A 22,472-nucleotide genomic window follows, 5' to 3' on the forward strand; every position below is an offset into this window, starting at 1 on the left:
TTTATGATTGTGTTTTTTTCCGCTCTACCTTTTCAAACATAGAAACATTGATTAATATCCCCATCGCTAAAGATAGAATGATTATAGATGTACCGCCATAGCTTATAAAAGGTAACGTTACACCGGTTAACGGGATTAACCCAGTTACACCCCCAAGATTAATAAACGTTTGCCAGCCTATCCAGCTCGCAATACCAGCCGCAATCATGCGTGCCAATGGATCTTTCGTTCGCAATGCAATAGAAAAACCTTTATATACAATAAACCCTAAACCACATAAAACAATTAAAACTCCCCATATTCCTAATTCCTCCATTATGATTGCCATAATGAAATCCGTTTGTGGTTCAGGCAAGTACCCTAATTTTTGAATGGATTGACCAAGACCGCGCCCTTCTAAGCCGCCTCCGCCAATAGCATAATAACTATTCACCACTTGATGTCCACTACCATCTTCGTACTCAAACGGATTTAAATAAGATAAAATCCGTCCTTTTCTGTTTTCTGTTAGTAGTTCTCCCTTGAACAGCAGAAGTATTCCTAAAATTGCTGCACCGAATGCTGCTAATACACCAAAAAACTTCCAAAAGGTTTTAAAGGGAATACCACTTGAAGCAACTACAGATACGGCTATTCCACATAAAATAATAACAGCACCTAAATCTGTTTCGAAGGCCACCCCAGCAACGACTAAAATCCATAGGAAAATGGGATAGAATATTTCGGTTGGTTGTAGCTTTTCAAACGTATATTTTTGCGCTTTTCGATAAAAAGCAGCTGCAAAATATAAGATTATAAATAGTTTTGCATATTCCGAAGGCTGAAAATTCCCTAAACCTGGAATAGCAATCCAACTCTGTGAGCCTACTTGATCTGCCCCATTACCAGCCACTTTTACCCACGTAAATAACACAATTAATACGATGGTTAGAAATAACATAATATTTTTATTCGCATAATGTTTATATGGGAAAAAAGCAGCCACTATAAAGCCAAGGAATGCCACCATTAAATTGATTACTTGTTTTCGATAGAAAAAATCAGGTGCTTGTTCTTTTTGTACAATAGCAACCATCATACTTGAACTATAAATCATTATTAACCCAAATAAACTTAATAATAGGACCGTAAAAAATAAGGGGTAATCAAAATTTTGTGCATAACGTTTTAAGTATTGTCTCATTAGAAAACCTCGTTCTAGTAAAAAAACTCAAAGCGCAAAGAAGCGTTTGAGTTTTTCTTTTTATTTGTCTGTATACGCGTCGTGTAGTACAGAAAGTTCCTTCTCGAGTGAATCGAGAATTTCTTTGCCTTTTTCACGTTCAATTAGTCCAAGCTTCACAGCAAAATCAATTTCACGTGACAGGCCGAACATTTGTGTATCTAATACTTCCTCATATAAAGGGCATTGTGGCATTGTTAAATGATCCATTTGTACTCGAATAAGACGAGCAATCTTGTCTGCATCAGCAACTAGTAGCTCCAAAGCCTTCTCTTGAAAAGAAGTTTGTGATTTCGTATCCATGAGGACGCCCCCATTATCTGATATTTCTTCGATTCTATCTTAATAAAGTTTATCTTTTAGTCGATAAAAATGCAAGTGTCTACATTGGAAAATAGAGAATTCGAATTATATTTCTTTATTATCTCTAGTCATTAGCGTTATACTATGTCTTGGATATACAAGTTTTGAGGAGGATTTCTATTATGGAAACAATAATTCCTATCAAGGGTGCAGTTTCATACCAACTAACATTAGATCCCACTGTGTGGATTTTTGATGATCGTAAATTAGATTTAAATACTTACTTCACTACACAAGATGTCGAGGAAGATTCAGACATCAAGTATATGCGTGAGGTTGGCGCTCACTGGTCACGTGAAATTATGGAAGGGGCAACATTCCCACCTACGTTAAAATCAGAGCGTAAATTTGACCGTAAAGGAATGGAAACAGGTACATTTGGAATCGAATTGAGTCACTTCTTGAAAAATGCTGAAATTAAGCCTGAAGCGACAAAAATCGTCCTAGAATGCAAAGATGGTCAAGAGTATCCATTCACAATTGAAGAAGCAAATACCCTTATTTTAAAATATAGCCAAGATGGCAAGCCCCTTTTAGAAGATGGTCCAATCCATGTATTATTAAGAGATGGTTCAAATCTAGACAATCCTATTAAAAACGTATCAGCCATTCGTGCTGAATAGGAGGGAATGCAATGCGCGTAAAATGCGTAATTTGCGATACGATTCATAATATAGATGATAATTTGCCATTAGCAAAAAAGTTGCGTAATCGTCCAATCCATACTTACATGTGTACTATTTGCCATGATCGAATTAAAGATAATACGGTTGCACGACTTGAAACTGGCAATTTCCGGTTCTATCGTACTTCACCACAAATGGATAAAGAATTTTAACATTTATAAGCTTAAAAGAGGTGCCTCTATTTCGAGACACCTCTTTTTCTCTATTATTCATTAGTTTTAATGATCGCCTTTTCAATCAATTCGACCACTTGATACATAATAGTTGCAAAAAATGCAATAATGAGCAATGACATTAGGACAAGGTTGAAATTAAATACTTGGAAGCCATAAATAATTAAATAACCAAGACCTTTTGATGCTACTAAAAATTCGCCCACTATAACCCCTACCCACGATAAACCAACGTTCACCTTCAGTGTTGAAATAATCGTAGGAAAAGAAGCTGGTAATATCACTTCCCGAAATATTTGCCATCTTGTTGCCCCAAATGTTTGTAAAACCTTACTATAGTTCGGGTCAACTCCTTTAAAAGCGGTATAGACAACAATGGTTGTAATAATGATGGAAATCAATGCACCCATCGCTATGATTGAAAAATATCCTGGACCAAGTGCTACAATTAAAATCGGTCCAAGCGCAACTTTTGGCATCGCGTTTAAAATAACTAAATACGGATCAAGTACCTTTGATAATAACGGAGACCACCATAAAACAATAGCAATTAACGTTCCTAGTAAAGTACCCGCTATAAAGCCTATTACCGTCTCCATTAGAGTAACACCAACATGCAATGTTAAAGAGCCATCGTTTACTTTTTCAATAAAGGTATGCCAAACATGTGTTGGTGAGCTGAATATTAAACGATCAATCCATTCTAACCTTGACAGTAACTCCCATCCTCCGAAAAATAGGAGCAGAATAATAAGTTGATATAGTCGAACAAAGCGTTTCTCCTTTTTTAACAACTGCTGATATTGTTTAAATAATGTGTTATCCAAGGCTCTCCAGCTCCTTCCAAATGGTTTGGAAAACATCTGCATAGGCTGGATGCTGTCTTACATCAAACGGTGAGAGCTCGCGAAGTGCTTTAGGAATTTCAAACACTTTGTGTAATGTCCCAGGATTTGCAGAAAATAGAAAGACACGCTCACTCATCGCGATAGCTTCACCAATATCATGTGTCACAAGAATAGCCGTCTTCTTATACGTTTTTAAGGTTTCAACGACTAAATCTTCTAACTTTAATTTCGACTGGTAATCTAAAGCTGAAAACGGTTCATCTAAAAGTAATATTTTTGGATTAACAGCTAATGTACGAGCAAGTGCCACACGTTGTCTCATCCCTCCTGATAATTCTCGTGGATAATTGTTCCCGACATGTGGTAAGCCGATTTCATGCAAAAGGGCATTGGCCGTTACTTTATGTGTTTTATTGCTCCGTTCCATGATTTTCAGACCGATTGTTACATTTTCTTCAATAGTCTTCCACGGAAATAAATAGTCTTGCTGAAGCATATAGCCAATGCTAGTTTGATTATGTGCCGATAGTTCTTCCCCATCTATATAGACCTTGCCTTCAGTTGCAGGGAATAAACCCGCAATTATCGATAATAGGGTTGTTTTCCCACAGCCACTTGGTCCAATAAATGAGACAAATTCTCCTTCCTGAATGGCTAAACTGATATCACGTAATACTTCCTTTGCCTGTGTGCTTGAAAAATAACTATGGTGAATATTCTCTAGCTGCAAAAATTCCATATTACTCAGCAGCCTTTTCAGCAAAGGTTGTATTGACAAGTTTTTCATACTCCACACGTTGAGGAAGTTCACCTGCTTCCTCCATAATCGTTTGCAAGTTATCCCACTCTCCTTCATCGAGGATAGGGTCAGTAGCATAGGAGCCTTGAGCTTTATAGCGCTCAACCACTGTTTCAATAATCGCTAAATCAACATTCTCAAAATACGGTTGAATTATTTTTGCCACTTCTGCTGAGCTTTCATTTTGAACAAAATCCTGTGCTCGTTGCAATGCATTTGTAAAGGCTTGAACAGTTTCAGCATCTTCCTTTAAATAACTACTTTTTGCCATAAAGGATGTGTAAGGAAGAGTGCCCGACTCCGTTCCAAACGAAGCGATAATATACCCTTTCCCTTCTTTCTCAAAGACGCTTGCTGTTGGTTCAAATAATTGGACATAATCACCAGTCCCCGATGCAAAAGCAGTAGCAATATTGGCAAAATCGATATTTTGAATGAGCGTTAAATCATTCACAGGGTCGATCCCATGTTTTTTCAACACGAATTCCCCTGCCATTTGAGGCATACCACCTTTACGTTGCCCCAAAAAAGTCGAGCCCTTCAATTGATCCCATGAAAAATTATCTATCTTATCTCTTGCCACTAAAAAGGTCCCATCCGTTTGTGTTAACTGGGCAAAATTTTGAATGGGATCATTAGCACCTTGTAAAGTAACATAAATGGACGTTTCCGACCCAACTAAAGCAATATCAATACCATCTGACAGTAACGCCGTCATCGTTTTATCGCCACCTGCAATCGTTTGTAGCTCAACAGAAAGCCCCTCCTCTTCGAAGAATCCTTTCTCAAGCGCTACATATTGAGGCGCATAGAAAATTGAACGAGTAACTTCCCCTACTTTGACTTGTTCTAGCTCTGCTTTATTACATGCCGTCAAAGAAAGGAGTAACAAAGCAATGACACTCAATAATAAACCTTTTGTAAGCCAACGCATTCCCTTTCCTCCTTGATGTGATCAAAATAAGCCTATCGACATTAACTTATTCACATCAGAAGATTTCGGTGCCTACCAATTTATCTTGAAGTAGTATTTTCTACGGTTCGATAAGGACAATGATGTTTGATTTATTTTTTCAGCAGGTGTATAGGTAGCTTTCCGGGCAGTTTCTTAAATTTGGCCTGTCATTTATATTAGTGTAAATCAAAAAACAGTCTTAGCGTGATTATTATCGCTAAGACTGCTTCATGTAAAATTTCTTATTATAAAAACCTAAATGTTACTGATTGGTAGCTTGTTGTTCTTCTCTTTTCTCACGCCATAATCTTGTTTTATAGACAATTAAAATTAAGGCTGCTACGATAAGCCCTTCAATCATCGGCAAGAATAAGGCGAAAAACGTTAGCATGATACAACCTAAAAACAGGAACGCATAAATAATAATATTTTGAGATAACTTTAATTTCTTGGCAAAGCCTAGCTTATAGACAATGGCAGAAAGTACAAATACTAGAAGAAATACAACATAGCCTGCTATTTCATAGCTTGGTAAATTTTCGTATAAAAATCTAGTGATACCAGCCATTCTTCCATAAACTTTTGCTGTTTCATCTGTACTTGACTGTGCAGCAACTTGAATAACATTTAGTTCACCCAATAAAGCGGACTTTAGATCCAAGACTCCTCTTCCTTTCGTGGAAGCAAAAATTATTGTTCAGCGTTTTTTAGTTTTTTCGCTATTCTTTCACGTTCATTTTTATCTAGAATTTGTTTACGAAGGCGAATTGATTCTGGTGTGATTTCTAAATACTCATCATCATTTAAGAATTCTAACGCTTCTTCTAGTGTTAATAAACGAGGCTTTTTAATAACGTTTGTTGCATCTTTTGTCGCAGAACGAACATTCGTTTTTTGCTTCATTTTTGTTATGTTTACAGTGATATCATTTTCACGTGTATTTTCGCCAACGATCATACCTTCATAAATTTCAGTACCTGGCTCTACAAATAGTGTACCACGGTCCTCTACTTGCATCATACCATAAGTTGTTGATTTACCAGTTTCCATTGAAACAAGAACACCTTGGTGACGTCCACCAATGCGACCTGGAATATATGGTTGGTAGCAATCAAATGTATGGTTAATAATACCAAAACCTTTAGTCATCGACATGAACTCTGTCGTATAACCAATTAAACCACGAGCAGGAACTAAGAATGTTAAACGAACTTGGCCATTGCCATTGTTCACCATATCTAACATTTCACCTTTACGAGTACCAATTGATTCAATAACCGAACCAACATTTTCCTCTGGAACATCAATTTGTACACGCTCAAACGGTTCACATTTTACACCATCAATTTCACGAATGATTACTTGAGGTTTTGATACTTGTAGCTCGAAGCCTTCACGGCGCATATTTTCAATAAGAATTGATAAATGCAGTTCTCCACGACCAGAAACAGTCCATGCATCTGGTGAATCTGTATCTTCTACGCGTAAAGAAACGTCCGTTTGTAGTTGTGAACGTAAACGCTCCTCCACTTTACGTGCAGTTACCCATTTCCCTTCACGACCTGCAAAAGGTGAATTATTTACTAAGAATGTCATTTGCAGTGTTGGTTCATCAATACGTAATGGTGTTAAAGCATCTTGATGGTCAACAGGACATACTGTTTCACCAACGTTGATGTCTTCCATACCTGAAACGGCGATTAAGTCCCCTGCTTTAGCTGATTGGATTTCTTCACGTTTTAGACCAAAGAAACCAAATAGCTTCGTTACACGGAATTGTTTTACAGTACCGTCTAACTTCATTAAAGCAACTTGTTGACCTACTTCAATAGTACCGCGGAATACGCGTCCAATCCCAATTCGACCAACATAATCATTATAATCAAGTAATGCAACTTGGAACTGTAATGGATCTGCTGAGTTATCAACTGGTGCTGGGATTGCTTCAATTACTTTTTCAAATAGACATTGCATATTTTCTTCTTGATTTGCTGGATCAGCATCAAGAGAAGCTGTACCGTTAACACCTGATGCATAAACAACAGGGAAATCTAATTGATCATCGTCAGCACCTAGCTCGATGAATAATTCTAATACTTCATCTACTACTTCTAATGGGCGTGCTGAATCTTTATCAACTTTGTTTACAACTACAATTGGTGTTAACTTTTGTTCTAACGCTTTTTTTAATACAAAGCGTGTTTGCGGCATACAACCCTCATACGCATCGACAACTAGTAAAACGCCATCTACCATTTTTAAAATACGTTCTACCTCACCACCAAAGTCGGCGTGTCCAGGCGTATCAAGGATGTTGATACGAGTTCCGTTGTAGTTTACTGCAGTATTTTTTGCTAAAATTGTAATACCACGTTCACGTTCAATATCATTAGAGTCCATTGCACGTTCTTCAACATGTTCGTTTGAACGGAATGTACCTGATTGTTTTAATAATTGGTCGACTAAGGTAGTTTTACCATGGTCAACGTGGGCGATAATTGCGATATTGCGAAGATCTTGACGTAAGTTTGTCATTATTCCACTCCATATTCTTTTTTCGAATGTTTAACTGTGATATTATAGCACAAGAAGGATAGAAATGTCCTTATTAGAATTTCCATCATTCTAAAAAATATTATCTGATTAACAATTTTTTATATAGGAGGCTAGGCTATGAATCGTGCAAAAATCGTAATGGCCATCTATGCATTAGCAGCTGTATTAGCAATGTGCTCTATCGGCTATTCTGTTGCGGCTAGTAATGTATTTGGTGTAATAGCAGGCATTGTGGCTACTTGTGTCATTTTCATGACAGCCTTTAAAATGAAGCGTAAACTACGTGCACAAGGATTACTTTAAGCAAGTATGCTGCAACAGAGATAGATTGAGCATAGTTAAATTCCCGTAGAATAAATTCTCTCCCTATAGAGGGAAAGGATAAAAAGAGGAGCTGTCTAGTAAAAAGACGGCTCCTCTTTATTCATATGGCACAATATATTTTTCCAATAATTCTTTATGGATTGAAGGATTAGCGATGATAAAAGTATCCTGATGAAGAAAATCAAAGCCTTCTCCGTGTAAATTTGTGGCAACGGCTCCAACCTCTTGAGCGATAATAGTCCCGCCTGCAATATCCCATGGTGCTAGACGCATGGAGACATAGGCATCTAATTTGCCACTCACTACAAATGCAATTTCCATTGCCGCTGATCCGTAGGACCGTGTACCACGCACTTTGCGCACCATTTCTATTACTTTTTCATGGTGAATATGTCGATTGGGCGCTACCCAATGTGCATTAATGCCAATAACTGATTCATCCATTGTAACCGACTGAAGTTTACGCAAGGGTGTATTGTTATACCATGCCCCCTGACCCGCGATGGCATTAAATAGATCCTCACGCATGACATCAAATATGTACCCTAACTTACCTACACCATTCACAAAAATACCGATGGAAATCATGAAATGACGATGTTGCTTGACGAAATTCATCGTGCCATCAATCGGATCAATAATCCAAACAACTCCATCTAACGTTTCCACTTTTTCGCCCATTCCTTCTTCTCCTAAGATTTTATGGGTTGGATCAAAAGCTTTAATTTGCTTGATAAAGAATAATTCGGTCTCTCGGTCAATATTAGTAACAAGATCATTTGCACCTGATTTTGTCTCAATGACTAGATTATACGAAAAAGCCTCACGAATACGTTTTCCAGCTTCAAAAATAATACTTTTCGCAAATTCATCAATTTGTTGTAAGTCCATTAAAAACCCACCCTTCGAATATAAGAAAAGGCTCTTTTTTCTATCGTTCTTTTTATGCTCCTCGTACCTTTTCCACAACTTAATAACTTATTTTGGTAATATAAAACTTTAACTGCATAGAGATATAATGTCTATTTTACCCTTTGTCACAATAAAAATCACCTGCTGTCGGAATATTCAGCAAGTGATTTTTTAAATAGGTATTAGGTTTCCATTACGCATAGGCGTGCAAACTTTCAAGTTCCGATTGAATTTCTGCCAGACGTTTTTTACTTTTTTCAATTTCAAGGTCATTTTTTTCATTCATCGCGGCAAAGAGCGAAGCTAATTCATAATCTAATTCTAATTGTAAAATGTGTTCATATTGCTTTTCGATGTCAACTTTACGTATAATTTTTACGATTGGTTTCATAAAAAACACTTCCTTTTTTTAATTTTTTTACAAAAACTTTTCTAATTCGATAAAGTTCTTGTTATAAGATTTTTTCCCAAAATCAGCGTAAAATAAACCTTATAAAACGAAAGGAGTAAAATAAAATTGTCAAAAATAAAGTGGACAAACAAAGACTTTAAAGTTTTTACAATAGACGGTTTAGAACAAAGAATGGATGCGTTAAATATACAGGTACGTCCAAAATTCAATCAGCTAGGAGAACAGTTTGCTACTTATTTTTCTAGCCAGTTAGGCGAAGAATTCTTTCCACATGTTGCCAAACATGCTCGAAGAACTGTCAACCCGCCAAAAGATAGTTGGGTTGCCTTTGCTCCCTATAAAAGAGGGTATAAATCATTGCCTCACTTTCAGATTGGTCTATGGCACACACATTTATTCATCGTGTTAGCTATTATTTATGAAGCACCTCAAAAAAATGTAATGGCTGAACGTTTACTAGCTCATAAATCATTACTAGAGCAGCTTCCTAATGACTTTATTGTGTCTGGAGACCATATGTCCCCTGAAGCCATTTCTCTCGAAGAGGCAAAAGAAGAAGACAACCTTGAAGCATTGCTTATACGTCTGCGAGATGTCAAAAAGGGTGAGTTCTTAATTGGTCGACACATTCCAAAAGAGCAGGCAACAAAGCTTACTGCTAGCGAATTACACCAATTAACAGAAGAAACGTTTGAAAGCCTACTTCCTATTTACAATATCATCGTTGGAAAATAGCCCTATTTCGATTCATTTTGTATGGATTTTGATTGATGTATTTTATGCAATATGTCGTTTTTTAACACAAAAAATAAAAAAGTGGATGTGAGTATGACTCACATCCACTTTTTTATCGACCACCTTTAGGCACAATTTTTATTATCGTACCATCTTCGGCTTCCTTTGTTTGTTTCACGACAGGATAGCTAATATAGCCACTTGCCTCTTCAAATTCACGAAAAATTGATTTTTCCTCAGCTTGTGAAGGGACTATCTCTTTAAAGCGACGATATTTAGCTAGCATGATTTCACGCTTGATGCCCTTTTCATAAGCTTTCTCGATTCCCTCGAAGAATTGAACAACATCCACAATCTCCTCTGTGGACCAATCAGTTGAAAACGGATAAGAATATTCCATTCGACAAAACCACCTTTATGTTAATGCCCCCATTTTAACCGTATACTTTCAGCTTCTGCAACCATTCGATTGATTAGATCTTCAACGGTTGGGATATCGTGAATCATCCCTGTCACTTGACCTGCCCATCCAAAGCCTTGATTTCTATCTCCATCATAAATAAAACGCTTATTGGCTGTCCCACTTATATATTCTTTTAACGCCTCATATGTTGGTGTTCTTTCTTCAATTTCTAAAATTTTTTCCGTAAATTCATTACGTAACGCTCGTGCTGGTGCACCAATAGAGCGCTTAATAATTGTTGTATCAGCCTCTGTACTTGCAAGTAACGCCTCCTTGTAAGCCTCTGACGCATCGACACACTCCTTTGTCGCAATAAAGCGAGTGCCCATTTCAATGCCTTCTGCACCTAGTGCATGAGCTGCCATCCAGCCGCGACCATCACCAATTCCGCCAGAAGCAATGACAGGAATTTTCACACTATCAACCACTTGTGGAACCAGCACCATTGTGCCGACATCATCACGTCCAAGATGACCTCCGCCCTCTTGACCCACGACCATGACAGCATCTGCTCCAAGCTGCTCAGCCTTTTGAGCTTGTCTACGTGCAGCTACAAGGACTAATTTTTTGATGTTAGTTCCTGCCAATAAATCAAATATAGGTGCTGGATTTCCTCCGGTCATTGTCACAACCGGAACTTCTTCTTCGACAGCAACGCGCACCATCTCCTCATAGCCTTTCCCATGCATACCTATTGCAAAATTAACACCAAATGGTTTATCTGTTAATGTTCGTACTTTATGGATCTCCTCTCGTAACAAGTCAGGATCTCGTAAACTCATAGCCGTGATTTGCCCTAAACCTCCAGCATTCGACACAGCAGCAGCTAAATCAGCGTATGCTAAATAGGCTAATCCTCCTTGTATAATTGGGTATTTAACCTGTAAAAGCTCCGTCACACGTGTATTCCAATTCATAGTACCTCCCCTTTCGTTCGATACTAATTTCTCGATACCCTGAAAAAAATCCTTTTATTTTTTATGAAAAGTCTATGTTTTCGTGTCGTTAGGTGCTATAATTCATTTGTTTTCTTAGATATTATAAAGTGAGGTGGTACCTGCGTTGTCACAACTAGAGACTCCATTGTTCGACGTATTACTTAAACATCGGAACAGACATCCCATACAGTTCCATATTCCAGGCCATAAGAAAGGGCAAGGGATGGACCCTGCTTTCCGTGAATTCGTCGGCGACAACGTTTTATCAATTGATTTAATTAATATTGCTCCACTAGACGATTTACATTCACCAAAGGGTGCTATTAAAGAAGCACAAAACCTTGCAGCAGAAGCCTTTGGTGCTGATCATACATTCTTTTCCGTTCAAGGTACTAGTGGCGCCATCATGACGATGATTCTGACCGTCGTCGGTCCAGGTGATAAAATTCTAGTGCCACGGAATGTTCATAAATCCATTATGTCTGCGATTGTATTCGCTGGTGCAATTCCAATTTTTATTCACCCTGAAGTTGACAGTGAATATGGGATTTCTCATGGCATCTCCCCTGAAGCTGTTGAGAAAGCATTAAATGCTTACCCAGATACAAAGGCAGTACTTGTTATTAATCCAACTTATTTTGGCTTTACAGCTGATTTAAAGCGTATTGTCGAAATTGCTCATGATCGTAATATTCCGGTTGTAGTAGATGAAGCTCATGGTGTCCACATAAAATTCCATGATGACCTACCGTATTCCGCAATGGAAGCCGGCGCTGATATGGCTGCGACAAGCGTTCACAAGCTCGGTGGTTCCATGACACAAACATCTATTTTAAATGTACGTGAAGGTCTTGTTTCAGCAAAACGTGTACAAGCTGTATTTTCCATGCTAACAACTACGTCAACATCATACCCATTACTTGCTTCGCTCGACACAGCTCGACGCCAGCTAGCTATTCATGGATATGATTTAATCGACGATGCACTGCGTTTAGCTAAGGATGCACGTAAACGGATCAATCAGATCCCGCATTTAAAATGTGCAGGTAAGGAAAAACTACACTCCTCTGCAACCTATGATATGGATCCATTAAAACTTCTTATTAGTGTAAAAGATTTAGGTATTTCTGGCCACAGAGCTGAAGAATGGTTACGTCATAACGCTAATATTGAAGTGGAACTATCTGACCTTTATAATATTTTATGTTTGGTGACATTAGGAGATACGAAAAAAGAAATTAATCTTTTAGTGAATGCATTAACTCGTATGTCAAAAGCATTTGATTCTGAAGCGGCTATAACAGAAGCTTTAGTGAATGTTCCAGAAATTCCAGCTCTTGCTATGTCACCACGTGATGCTTTTTATGCAGATACAGAAGTCGTTCCACTTGCAGAAGCAGATAACTGTATATGTGCAGAATTTATTATGGTATATCCTCCTGGAATTCCAATTTTTATTCCCGGGGAAATAATTACCCAAGAAAATATTCACTATATTCAAATGAATATCGAGGCTGGTTTACCAGTACAAGGTCCAGAAGATACCACATTAAAAACAATTCGTGTTATAAAAGAACGGAAACCGATTTTCTAAACATAACAAGCTAGCTCTCTTTCATGAAGAGCTAGCTTGTTTGCTTATTCACGATAAAACGTCAATAATTCAATTTTTTAGACAACAAAATAGTAATAACTCTTTACAAAAATAAATAGACAAAGAGAGGACAAAAAAATGCCCCAATCACAGCTGTTAAGCCCATAGATAATGAACCAACTGATAATTCCTGTTCCCCATATTCTCTTAATTTAACAAGACCTACCCCATGTGAGGCACTACCTACTGCAACACCTCTACTAACCGCCGAGTCGATTTTGCCATATTTAATGACTAATGGTCCGATAATAGCGCCTACAAACCCTGCAATCATGACAAAAACAGCTGTTAAAGGTGGAATACCTCCAATTGTCTCACTTACCTGCATTCCAACAGGCGTAGTTAATGATTTAGGTAAGGCCGTCAGCATCCAGCTAGCTTTAACACCAATCCATTTTAACAATACAAAAATAGTAAATAATCCTGTGATCATACCTATGAAAAGTCCTGATAAAATAGAATATTTATATTTTATAATAATGGCTCGTTGATTATAGAGGGGATAGGCAAGTGCGACAACAGCCGGTCCAAGCATCTGCTGAAGCCATTCTCCACCTTTCATATAAGTTGCATATGGGATATCAAAAACTAGCAAAATCACTGCACTGACAATCGTTGTTGTGACCAAAGGAATCATGATAGGATGTGGAATTCGCTGATAAAGCTTTGTAAATAAAATGAACATGAAAATGGTGCTAAGGATAACAATCGCTTCAATCAACGGATAACTCCCCCTTTCCTTCTTCAACAGTTGTTTCTGCGTTTTCCTTTTTCGCCAATTCTTTTTTCTCAATGATTTGTGTCAGTAGACCTGTAATATAAATAGAGATTAATGTACTAGCTATAACGGCTAAGATAATGATCAGTCCAGTCATTGACATGAGTTCTGGATAATCAATAACACCTACTGTTGCAGGTATGAAAAATAACGTTAAGATGCCAATGAGAAAACTTGCTCCATCTTGAATATATTCAACCTTAATGATTTTAAAAATGAGTGAAAGTGCTAATAACAATAATCCAATAACACTTCCTGGAAGAGGTATATGTAAATACGATACTATCCCTACTCCCATATAATAAAAAATGGTTAGTATGCCAATTTGAACAATAATCCGAACAACTCGCAACAATAGTGCAGCAAAATTTTCTTTCAACATTTCGCCACTTTTCACCCCCTATATCGTTCATTCTACATCTGTAGGAATTTTCTGTCTATTGTAATTTTAGAAAAATAATTAGTAAAGATTGAAAAATCTAAGTAATTTTATGAAATGGTATTCAAATTCCTATTCTCCAAAACTTTCATGATGTTGCTGTTGATGATACTCTCATACAGATTTTATCAATAGATCACTTAACTGCTTCATTTGCTAATTGTGCCGATTCGGTTCTCGTAACTTTTAGAATATTCCAACTAGTAATTTTCAAAAATTTTTTATATAATCGAAAATTACAAAAGATACTAGTTATATACATTACTAAAATTTCCATAATACACAATAAGGTGGGATCTTCTATTATCTTTAAAACATTAAAACTTCAAGCTCGCTTTGCCTATTACAGCAGTTTTTTAATTTTTATTATTGTCATTTTATCAGGCATTCTCTTTTATATGACCATATCTGATGCGTTGCAAACACAAATTGGTAACCGAGCACTATATTTAGCTGAAACAACAGCTAGCAGGGGCGATGTAATCGAAGCGTTTCATACAAATAATCCTTCCGAAAGTCTACAAAAAATTAGCAATGATATTATGCTTGCAGCAAAAGCTACTTATGTTGTAATAGGAGATAAACATGGCATACGCTACACCCATCCTATCGCTGACCGTATTGGTAAAACCATGGTTGGCGATGATAATAACCGAGCATTAATCGATGGTGAGTCTTATATTTCCATTGCGAATGGTTCAATGGGACAATCCATTCGTGGAAAGGCACCTATCTTTGACACAAATGGATCGATTATTGGAGTTGTGTCAATTGGATACTTAACAAGTGAATTGGATAGCTTATATTTTTTATATCTTGATAATATTTTTTATACGATGGTGATTGCATTAAGCATCGGTATAATCGGTTCTATTTTTTTATCCCGTAATATTAAAAAGCAAATTTTTAATTTAGAGCCAAGCGAAATTGCCAGTCTCTTAACAGAAAAAAATACTTTAATTGAATCAGTTCGTGAAGCGATTATAACGGTTAATGAGAAAGGTGAAATCACAACCCTAAATAATGCTGCCGCCAAAATCTTAAATTTAACGGATTCAGCTTCTATCATTGGTGATAATATCGAACAGCATATACCTAATACACATCTTCTTAACGTATTAACGAACGGTGAAAAACAACTTGATAAATTGATGATTGTTAATGGTCATGAAATTATCGTTAACCGTGTACCTATGAAGGTGAATGGTAAAGTTGTCGGCGCTGTTGCAAGTTTCCGATTACAATCAGAAATAGAGCAAATGGCTATCGAATTATCACAAGTAAAACAATATACGGAGGCTTTACGTGCCCAAACACATGAGTTTAATAATGTCCTTTACACAATATCTGGCCTTATTCAATTAAATGCTTCTGATGAAGCACTATCTATTATTCATAAAGAGGTACAAGGACATTCTTCTCTAACCCAATTTATAACAAAGCGTGTAAAGGACCCATTTTTAAATGGTTTAATTATCGGATTTTTTAATCGTGCCCGTGAATTAAAGATCAAATTGATCTTTGATGAGGATAGTTATTTAGAAACCTTTCCTGAAAACATTGAAAAAAGCCTAATTATTTCTATTATAGGGAATTTATTAACCAATGCTTTTGAAGAGGTTGATAAAAACAAAGAGCGACAACCAATTATCAGGCTTTTTATATTAGATAATGGAGAGGAAATCATCTTTGAGGTTGAGGACTCTGGTCAAGGTTTAGCACAAGAAAAATTAAATGTACTATTTTCTGAAAATATTTCCACGAAAGATAGGAAACATCGAGGCTATGGTTTAAGAAAAGTAATTTCCAGCATCCATGATCTAAACGGCACTCTTGCTCTTGAAAAAGGCGATTTAGGAGGTGCCCTATTTATCGTATCTATTAGCAAAAGGGGGACTATGATCCATGAACGATATTGAAGTGCTAGTAATTGAAGATGATGTACGTGTAGCAGACGTACATTGTCGTTTTTTAGAAAAAATTGAAGGCTATAAAGTAATTGCGCGGGCAAACACTGGTGAAGAAGCTTTAGATTGGCTTCAATCATTTTCACCGCAACTTATATTACTTGATGTCTTTTTACCAGATATACTCGGGGTTGATTTAATTGATAAAATTAAAGAAGTAAGCCCAACAAGTAGCATTATTTTGATTACCGCAGCCACAGAGGCACATATTGTACAGAAAGCTTATCGGAAAAATGTTACAGATTACATTTTAAAGCCATTTACATTCGAACAACTAAAAGAGAGTATAGAAAAATTCCGTTACAAGCATTTATTGCTGAAAAATAATGAGAATTTTACACAAGAAAAAATTCAATATCTTTGGCCAAAAGCAGGTTCATCCGGCCCTCAAGAAACACCGTTATTACTACCAAAAGGGATTGATCCAACAACAATGAATCATGTTATTAACCATTTAAGTTTAATGGAGAATGGTAGTACAGCTGAGCTGTTAGGAAAGAATATCGGTGTCAGCCGTTCCACCGCTCGTCGTTATTTAGAATTTTTAGTTACACAAAAGCAGGTCTATACCGAACTGACTTATGGCACAGTTGGTCGTCCTGAACGACGATACTTTATTTCTCAATAAACTTTATGAACAAAATGATGTTAATTCACATTATTATCACAATATTCCTAAAATTATGAAGTAAGTTATAGTATGGGTAGCGCTAAATTGATAGCGCTACCATTTTATTTTTAAGGGGGATTTTTATGTGGAGGAACATTTCTAAAATAATGGTAGCTGGCTTACTATTTACTAGTTTGGTTGGCTGCTCATCATCAAATGGAGAAAAAACAGAGGGAAAGAACGCCAGTGATTATCCGAAAAATAATATTACCATTGTTGCTCCATCTGGTGCAGGTGGTGGTTGGGATTTAACCGCTCGTGCAGTAGCAAAAACCATGAATGACACAGGGTTAATTGATAAGGCAATTCAAGTTGAGAACAAGCCAGGTGGTGGTGGTGCTGCCTTCATGGCAACATTTGCTACAAAGGAGGCCAATAATGATTATATGTTAATGGTTAAATCACCACCGATCCTTATAAATCATGAAAAGGCTGAAGGAAATAGTAAATTTGGCTATAAGGATACTACACCTTTAGCACAATTAACACGTGACTATGGCGCAATCGTTGTTAAAAAGGATTCTCCTTTTCAAACGCTTGAAGATGTTTTAAATGCCATGAAAACTTCACCAAAAAATGTCACATTAGCAGGTGGTTCTGCACCGGGTTCGATGGATCATCTAGTAGGAATTATTCCGGCTTATAAAGCGGGCATTGACTTAAAAACAATTAAATATGTTTCTTATGACGGTGGCGGTGAGGCGGTTACAGCATTATTAGGTGGCAATGCTGATGTTATTGCAACAGATGCCTCCACAATTGCTACTTATGTTAAATCTGGAGATGTTCGTGTATTAGCTGTAAGTTCCTCTGAACGCTTAGAAGGTGAGCTAGCAGAGGTTCCTACATTTAAAGAGTCTGGTATTGATGAGGAATTTACAATTTGGCGTGGTATTTTCGGTCCAAAAAATATGAGTGAAGATGCGATTACCTATTGGTCTGAAAAATTACAGGCAATGTCTGAATCAAAAGAATGGCAAGCTGAGGTGACACGTAATGGCTGGCAAGCAGAATACCGTAATGCGGAAGAATTTACAGCTTATCTAGACAATCAAAATAAAATAATCATTGAACTACTTACAGCTCTTGGTATGCAAAAATAAAAAATCGTTTTTTAAAAAAGACACAAGTATTTCCATTAAATATAGAACTACTTGTGTAACTTTATCTATTTTTAATGGAGGTGTAAAACGTTTGAGCTATACATTTGATAAAACATTTAGCATAATCCTCTTAGCACTTAGCATTTTGTTTATTTTTCAAGCAACACAGATTTCTGATAGTGCTTATGGGTCTACAGTTGGGCCAAAAATTTTCCCATTAGGTTTAGGTATTATTTTAGGTTTATTAAGTCTTCAATTATTTTATGAATCATGGAAAAAAGCTGTGAGAGAGCGAAACACAGGACCAACAACTTCTTCTAAAATATCTTCAACAGAGCTCAAAAAGTTCTTAATCATTTTGGGTAGCGCTCTAGCGTATGTATTTTTCCTTGAAAAAATTGGTTATATGATAACAACATTTTTATTTTTGTGTATTAGCTTCCAAACAATGGAACGTACTAAACTTATTTATTCAATTTTTATTGCAGCTGGATTTTCACTAGGTGTCTATTATTTATTTACAAGTTTACTAGGAGGATCGTTGCCTAGTTTCCCAATTTTTTAGTACAGGAGTGAACATATGTCGACATTGCAATTTTTAGCTGATGGATTTGCTGTTGCCCTTCAATGGCAAAATCTTTTATTCGCTCTTGTTGGTGTCATAATTGGTACAGCAGTTGGTGTACTTCCAGGTATAGGTCCAATGAGCGGGGTTGCTTTATTAATCCCCGTTACAGCAACTATTACAGCTGGACTTCCAACGGAGGCTGCCGCTACAAGCTCAATTATTTTACTTGCAGGGGTATACTACGGAGCCATGTATGGTGGATCAACAACATCCATTCTATTAAACACGCCTGGTGAGTCCTCATCAGTTGTGACAACATTGGATGGCTATCAAATGGCTAAACAAGGCCGTGCTGGAAGTGCTCTTTCTATCGCGGCCATTGGCTCATTTTGTGCTGGAGTTGTAGCGTTACTAGGTCTAATACTATTAGCTAATCCATTGTCAAAATTAGCACTTAAATTTGGACCCGCAGAATACTTTTCTCTGATGCTATTAGGACTTGCAGCAGTAAGTGGACTAGCAGGACGTTCTATTACCAAAGCTTTAATCATGACTGTTTTAGGGCTTATGCTCGGGACAGTTGGTATAGATGCCGTATCAGGTATCGAACGTTTTACATTTGGTCAGCCTATGCTGTTCTCTGGAATTGAATTTTTAACTATCGCTGTTGGTTTATTTGCATTAGGTGAAGTATTTAAAACCATTCTTGAAAAAGAAGAAGAGGATGGTCAATTAGCAAAAATTAATCGTGTATTACCAACAAAGCAAGATTTAAAGGATAGTGCTGTTCCTATTGCTCGAGGCTCATTACTAGGCTTTTTCATCGGTGTATTACCCGGTGCAGGCGCAACACTTGCCTCATTCTTTTCTTATATTACCGAAAAAAAATTCAGTAAAACACCCGAGCAATTCGGAAAAGGTCATATTGCGGGTGTAGCTGGACCTGAATCAGCGAACAATGCTGCATCAGGCGGTGCAATGATTCCCTTGCTAACATTAGGAATTCCCGGCTCAGGTACTACTGCAATTTTAATGGGTGCACTTATTATGTATAATATTCAGCCGGGTCCATTATTATTTGATGAGCATCCTCAAGTTGCTTGGGGATTAATTGCCAGTATGTTTATTGGTAACTTAATGTTACTAGCATTAAATATGCCATTGGTCCGAATTTTTGCCAAAATAATCGAAACACCTAAAAAGTATTTATTGCCCATTATTATTGCGATTTCAATTTTTGGCGTTTATGCCGTTCAATTCGCTACGTTTGATTTATTTTTATTAGTAGCTTGTGGTGTTCTTGGTTATCTATTTGCTAAAAATGATTACCCAGTTGCTCCCTTAGTCCTTGCACTTGTACTAGGGCCCATGATTGAAAATAATATGCGCCGTGCATTAACCATTTCGAATGGAGACTTTTCTATTTTTATAACAAAGCCTTTATCATTACTATTTTTAGTGGTTGCAATTTCTTGGTTACTTATACCACTGGTTATGAAAATACGTGGTAAAAATGTACTTATTAATGAAGAAGGTTAAAATTTAAAAACCCACTATGCTTCTATAAGTATAGTGGATTTTTACTTTTCTATAATGCGTGGCCAGAGCCACCATCGATATTAACTGAAGTGCCTGTAACGTAGCTCGCTGCATCAGATACTAAAAAAGTTATAACGTTTGCAGCCTCTTGTGTATCACCTACACGACCGAGCGGAATAGCTTGCCCCACCTTACGGGAATATTCTTCCCACGATAAATCCGGTTCTTCTTTTTTCCATTTCTTTTCAATTTGGTCACTACGAATAAGACCTATACAGACAGAATTTACTCGAATATTATCTTTTCCTAAATCCTTGCTCATTGCCTTTGTTAAGGCAAGTCCAGCAGCACGGCTTACAGTAGTAGGAAGTGAGCTTGCTGGAGGTGTCTTCGCCATTACAGCTGTCACATTGACGATTGCACCTCCGCCAGCTTTTCGCATATAAGGTGCCGCATATTTTGAACAATGAATGGCCCCAAATACCTTTAAATCTAAATCAGCTTGCCATAATTCACTACTCACCGTTTCGAAGGGATTTGCTGAAGCGGTACCTGCATTATTAATGAGAATATCAATATGGCCAAATTGTTCTACAGTACGTTCGATTAAATACTTACAATCTTTTTCTTTTGTAATATCTGTTGGAACAATTAAAACATCTATACCTGTTTCATTTTTAATACATCCAGCTGCCACTTGTAGCTGTTTTTCTCCACGAGCACACAATACAACCTGTGCTCCCTCTTTGACAAGCTGCATAGCCGTATAATAACCAATTCCTTTACTTGACCCAGTAATAATTGCCACTTTCCCCTTTAAGCCTAAATCCATCATTATCACCCCAAATTATTTCGAATATTCCTAACAATATCTTTACTTTAACAAAATTACGGTCAATATACAAAAAACGGCTACAAAGCATTTGCTTTATAGCCGTTAGAACTGTTACCATTATTTTTTTGCTACAATGTGAATTGGGTTGCCAAGTAGTACTTCAGCAGTTTCCATTGTAATTTCACCTAATGTTGGGTGAGCATGAATTGTTAATGCGATATCTTCAGCAGTCATTCCGCCTTCAATCGCTAAGCCCATTTCAGCGATCATATCAGATGCACCAGCACCTACGATTTGAGCACCAATTAATAAGCCGTCTTCTTTACGAGCAACAAGCTTCACGAAGCCTTCTGATTGGTTTAATGCAAGAGCACGACCATTTGCTGCGAATGGGAATTTCGCTGCTGTGTATTCGATGCCTTCTGCTTTTGCTTGATCTTCATTATAACCAACTGTTGCCATTTCAGGATCTGTGAAGCATACAGCAGGTACAGCAAGATAATCAACAACTGATTTTTCACCAGCAATCGCCTCAGCAGCAACTTTACCTTCGTAAGATGCTTTATGTGCAAGTTGTGGACCAGCTACGATATCACCGATTGCATAGATGTTTGGAATATTTGTACGACATTGTTTGTCAACATTGATTAGACCACGTTCACCGAATTCAACTCCGATTTCAGCAAGGCCCATTTCATCTGTATTTGGACGACGACCTACAGTAACTAATACGTAATCAGCTTCAACCTTTTTCTCTTCTCCGCCAACTTCATAAGTTACTACTACGCCGTTTTCAGTTTCTTCAACGCCTTTTGCAGACGCGTTAACTTCAATCTCAACGCCTTTCTTTTTAAGGCCTTTTTTAACGATTTGAGTCATTTGTTTTTCGAAGCCAGCTAAAATATCTTTTCCGCCTTCAATAATTGTTACTTGAGAGCCAAGGTTTGCGTAAGCTGATCCTAGCTCTGTACCAATATAACCTCCACCGATAACAACTAATTTACCAGGAACTTCTTGTAAAGAAAGTGCACCAGTAGAATTTAGTACGCGATCAGAGAATTTGAATGTTGGAATCTCAACTGGACGAGAACCTGTTGCAATAATGACATTGTTAAATGTGTAAGTTTGAGCAGATTCACCATTGATGATACGCACTGAATGAGCGTCAACGAAATAAGCTTCACCTTGTACAATTTCAACTTTGTTTCCTTTAAGTAAGCCTTCAACACCGCCAGTTAATTTTTTAACAACGCTGTCTTTAAATGCTTGTGCTTTTGAGAAGTCTAATTTCACATCAGAAGCGATGATTCCCATGTCATCTGAATGTTTAGCTTGCTCAAAACGGTGACCTACTGAAATTAATGCTTTTGATGGGATACAACCTACGTTTAAGCACACACCACCAAGTACATTTTTTTCAACGATTGTTACTTTTTGGCCAGTTTGAGCTGCACGAATTGCTGCTACATATCCTCCAGGACCTGAACCAATGACAAGAGTATCTGTTTCGATTGGGAAATCTCCTACTACCAT

25 protein-coding genes are annotated in these 22,472 nt (G+C 37.2%); 10 read left to right on the top strand and 15 right to left on the bottom strand.

Going from position 1 to position 22,472, the window contains the following annotated elements; genetic code table 11:
- Window position 1: 1 nt before the first annotated feature.
- Entirely contained in the window at window positions 2–1,183 is a 1,182-nt protein-coding gene (locus tag ABC382_RS11280; protein WP_274795825.1) for an FtsW/RodA/SpoVE family cell cycle protein, read from the bottom strand.
- A 60-nt stretch (window positions 1,184–1,243) separates the two neighbouring features.
- A complete protein-coding gene (locus ABC382_RS11285) occupies window positions 1,244–1,525 on the bottom strand; it encodes an Fpa/YlaN family protein (RefSeq protein WP_004224778.1) in 282 nt (93 codons plus the stop codon).
- Window positions 1,526–1,707: 182 nt separating this feature from the next.
- On the opposite strand from ABC382_RS11285, the gene ABC382_RS11290 reads away from it, so the two are divergent.
- Both ABC382_RS11290 and ABC382_RS11295 read left to right on the top strand, forming a co-directional pair.
- Window positions 1,708–2,208 (top strand): molybdopterin-binding protein, encoded by a 501-nt coding sequence (locus ABC382_RS11290; protein ID WP_274795824.1) that lies wholly within the window; start codon window positions 1,708–1,710, stop codon window positions 2,206–2,208.
- Window positions 2,209–2,219: 11 nt separating this feature from the next.
- Window positions 2,220–2,423 (top strand): YlaI family protein, encoded by a 204-nt coding sequence (locus ABC382_RS11295; protein WP_312506818.1) that lies wholly within the window; start codon window positions 2,220–2,222, stop codon window positions 2,421–2,423.
- Window positions 2,424–2,476: 53 nt separating this feature from the next.
- On the opposite strand, the gene ABC382_RS11300 is transcribed toward ABC382_RS11295, so the two are convergent.
- The 5 genes from ABC382_RS11300 to typA all read right to left on the bottom strand — a co-directional run bounded on the left by ABC382_RS11300 (window position 2,477) and on the right by typA (window position 7,581).
- Window positions 2,477–3,271, bottom strand: a complete 795-nt coding sequence (locus ABC382_RS11300; protein WP_274795822.1) for an ABC transporter permease — start codon at window positions 3,269–3,271, stop codon at window positions 2,477–2,479.
- Entirely contained in the window at window positions 3,264–4,031 is a 768-nt protein-coding gene (locus ABC382_RS11305; protein WP_312506828.1) for an ABC transporter ATP-binding protein, read from the bottom strand. The genes ABC382_RS11300 and ABC382_RS11305 overlap by 8 nt, the downstream gene beginning before the upstream one ends.
- Before the next feature lies 1 nt (window position 4,032).
- Window positions 4,033–5,025 carry an ABC transporter substrate-binding protein gene (locus ABC382_RS11310; protein WP_312506819.1) on the bottom strand — a complete coding sequence of 331 codons (993 nt, stop codon included), beginning with the start codon at window positions 5,023–5,025 and terminating at the stop codon, window positions 4,033–4,035.
- Window positions 5,026–5,308: 283 nt separating this feature from the next.
- The gene (locus ABC382_RS11315; protein ID WP_274795819.1) at window positions 5,309–5,707 is read right to left on the bottom strand and encodes a YlaH-like family protein; all 399 of its coding nucleotides are present in this window, start codon (window positions 5,705–5,707) and stop codon (window positions 5,309–5,311) included.
- 29 nt (window positions 5,708–5,736) lie between these two features.
- On the bottom strand, window positions 5,737–7,581 hold the full coding sequence (gene typA / locus ABC382_RS11320) for a translational GTPase TypA (protein WP_274795818.1): 1,845 nt from the start codon (window positions 7,579–7,581) through the stop codon (window positions 5,737–5,739).
- A 138-nt stretch (window positions 7,582–7,719) separates the two neighbouring features.
- Here typA and ABC382_RS11325 point away from each other — a divergent pair, with 138 nt between their 5' ends.
- Window positions 7,720–7,905 (top strand): DUF5325 family protein, encoded by a 186-nt coding sequence (locus ABC382_RS11325; protein ID WP_004224770.1) that lies wholly within the window; start codon window positions 7,720–7,722, stop codon window positions 7,903–7,905.
- Between the two features lie 117 nt (window positions 7,906–8,022).
- On the opposite strand, the gene ABC382_RS11330 is transcribed toward ABC382_RS11325, so the two are convergent.
- Both ABC382_RS11330 and ABC382_RS11335 read right to left on the bottom strand, forming a co-directional pair.
- Entirely contained in the window at window positions 8,023–8,817 is a 795-nt protein-coding gene (locus ABC382_RS11330) for an inositol monophosphatase family protein (RefSeq protein WP_312506820.1), read from the bottom strand.
- A gap of 214 nt (window positions 8,818–9,031) precedes the next feature.
- Window positions 9,032–9,229 carry a hypothetical protein gene (locus ABC382_RS11335; RefSeq protein WP_274795816.1) on the bottom strand — a complete coding sequence of 66 codons (198 nt, stop codon included), beginning with the start codon at window positions 9,227–9,229 and terminating at the stop codon, window positions 9,032–9,034.
- Between the two features lie 126 nt (window positions 9,230–9,355).
- Here ABC382_RS11335 and ABC382_RS11340 point away from each other — a divergent pair, with 126 nt between their 5' ends.
- Window positions 9,356–9,985: a YktB family protein gene (locus ABC382_RS11340; RefSeq protein ID WP_274795815.1), complete on the top strand. Its 630-nt coding sequence runs from the start codon at window positions 9,356–9,358 to the stop codon at window positions 9,983–9,985.
- Between the two features lie 112 nt (window positions 9,986–10,097).
- Here the strand turns inward: ABC382_RS11340 and ABC382_RS11345 are convergent, their stop codons facing one another.
- On the bottom strand, window positions 10,098–10,385 hold the full coding sequence (locus ABC382_RS11345) for a UPF0223 family protein (protein ID WP_312506822.1): 288 nt from the start codon (window positions 10,383–10,385) through the stop codon (window positions 10,098–10,100).
- Between the two features lie 20 nt (window positions 10,386–10,405).
- Window positions 10,406–11,365, bottom strand: coding sequence for an NAD(P)H-dependent flavin oxidoreductase (locus ABC382_RS11350; RefSeq protein ID WP_274795813.1), 960 nt, complete (start codon window positions 11,363–11,365; stop codon window positions 10,406–10,408).
- A 145-nt stretch (window positions 11,366–11,510) separates the two neighbouring features.
- On the opposite strand from ABC382_RS11350, the gene ABC382_RS11355 reads away from it, so the two are divergent.
- Window positions 11,511–12,980, top strand: coding sequence for an aminotransferase class I/II-fold pyridoxal phosphate-dependent enzyme (locus ABC382_RS11355; protein ID WP_274795811.1), 1,470 nt, complete (start codon window positions 11,511–11,513; stop codon window positions 12,978–12,980).
- Window positions 12,981–13,083: 103 nt separating this feature from the next.
- Here the strand turns inward: ABC382_RS11355 and ABC382_RS11360 are convergent, their stop codons facing one another.
- On the bottom strand, window positions 13,084–13,761 hold the full coding sequence (locus ABC382_RS11360) for an LrgB family protein (RefSeq protein ID WP_274795810.1): 678 nt from the start codon (window positions 13,759–13,761) through the stop codon (window positions 13,084–13,086).
- Window positions 13,754–14,200 carry a CidA/LrgA family protein gene (locus ABC382_RS11365; RefSeq protein ID WP_412926815.1) on the bottom strand — a complete coding sequence of 149 codons (447 nt, stop codon included), beginning with the start codon at window positions 14,198–14,200 and terminating at the stop codon, window positions 13,754–13,756. The genes ABC382_RS11360 and ABC382_RS11365 overlap by 8 nt, the downstream gene beginning before the upstream one ends.
- A gap of 347 nt (window positions 14,201–14,547) precedes the next feature.
- On the opposite strand from ABC382_RS11365, the gene ABC382_RS11370 reads away from it, so the two are divergent.
- The 5 genes from ABC382_RS11370 to ABC382_RS11390 all read left to right on the top strand — a co-directional run bounded on the left by ABC382_RS11370 (window position 14,548) and on the right by ABC382_RS11390 (window position 20,104).
- Window positions 14,548–16,176, top strand: a complete 1,629-nt coding sequence (locus tag ABC382_RS11370) for an ATP-binding protein (RefSeq protein ID WP_412926816.1) — start codon at window positions 14,548–14,550, stop codon at window positions 16,174–16,176.
- The gene (locus ABC382_RS11375) at window positions 16,163–16,852 is read left to right on the top strand and encodes a response regulator (RefSeq protein ID WP_274795807.1); all 690 of its coding nucleotides are present in this window, start codon (window positions 16,163–16,165) and stop codon (window positions 16,850–16,852) included. Before ABC382_RS11370 ends, ABC382_RS11375 begins: the two co-directional genes overlap by 14 nt.
- A gap of 125 nt (window positions 16,853–16,977) precedes the next feature.
- A complete protein-coding gene (locus tag ABC382_RS11380) occupies window positions 16,978–17,997 on the top strand; it encodes a tripartite tricarboxylate transporter substrate binding protein (RefSeq protein WP_412926817.1) in 1,020 nt (339 codons plus the stop codon).
- A 91-nt stretch (window positions 17,998–18,088) separates the two neighbouring features.
- Window positions 18,089–18,562 carry a tripartite tricarboxylate transporter TctB family protein gene (locus tag ABC382_RS11385; RefSeq protein WP_274795805.1) on the top strand — a complete coding sequence of 158 codons (474 nt, stop codon included), beginning with the start codon at window positions 18,089–18,091 and terminating at the stop codon, window positions 18,560–18,562.
- A 15-nt stretch (window positions 18,563–18,577) separates the two neighbouring features.
- Entirely contained in the window at window positions 18,578–20,104 is a 1,527-nt protein-coding gene (locus ABC382_RS11390; protein ID WP_274795804.1) for a tripartite tricarboxylate transporter permease, read from the top strand.
- A 49-nt stretch (window positions 20,105–20,153) separates the two neighbouring features.
- Here the strand turns inward: ABC382_RS11390 and ABC382_RS11395 are convergent, their stop codons facing one another.
- Together ABC382_RS11395 and lpdA are read right to left on the bottom strand one after the other, a co-directional pair.
- Window positions 20,154–20,936, bottom strand: coding sequence for an SDR family NAD(P)-dependent oxidoreductase (locus ABC382_RS11395; protein WP_274797274.1), 783 nt, complete (start codon window positions 20,934–20,936; stop codon window positions 20,154–20,156).
- A 120-nt stretch (window positions 20,937–21,056) separates the two neighbouring features.
- A complete protein-coding gene (lpdA, locus tag ABC382_RS11400) occupies window positions 21,057–22,472 on the bottom strand; it encodes a dihydrolipoyl dehydrogenase (protein ID WP_274795803.1) in 1,416 nt (471 codons plus the stop codon).

Source organism: Lysinibacillus phoenicis, assembly GCF_047238325.1.
Lineage (GTDB): Bacteria > Bacillota > Bacilli > Bacillales_A > Planococcaceae > Lysinibacillus > Lysinibacillus irui.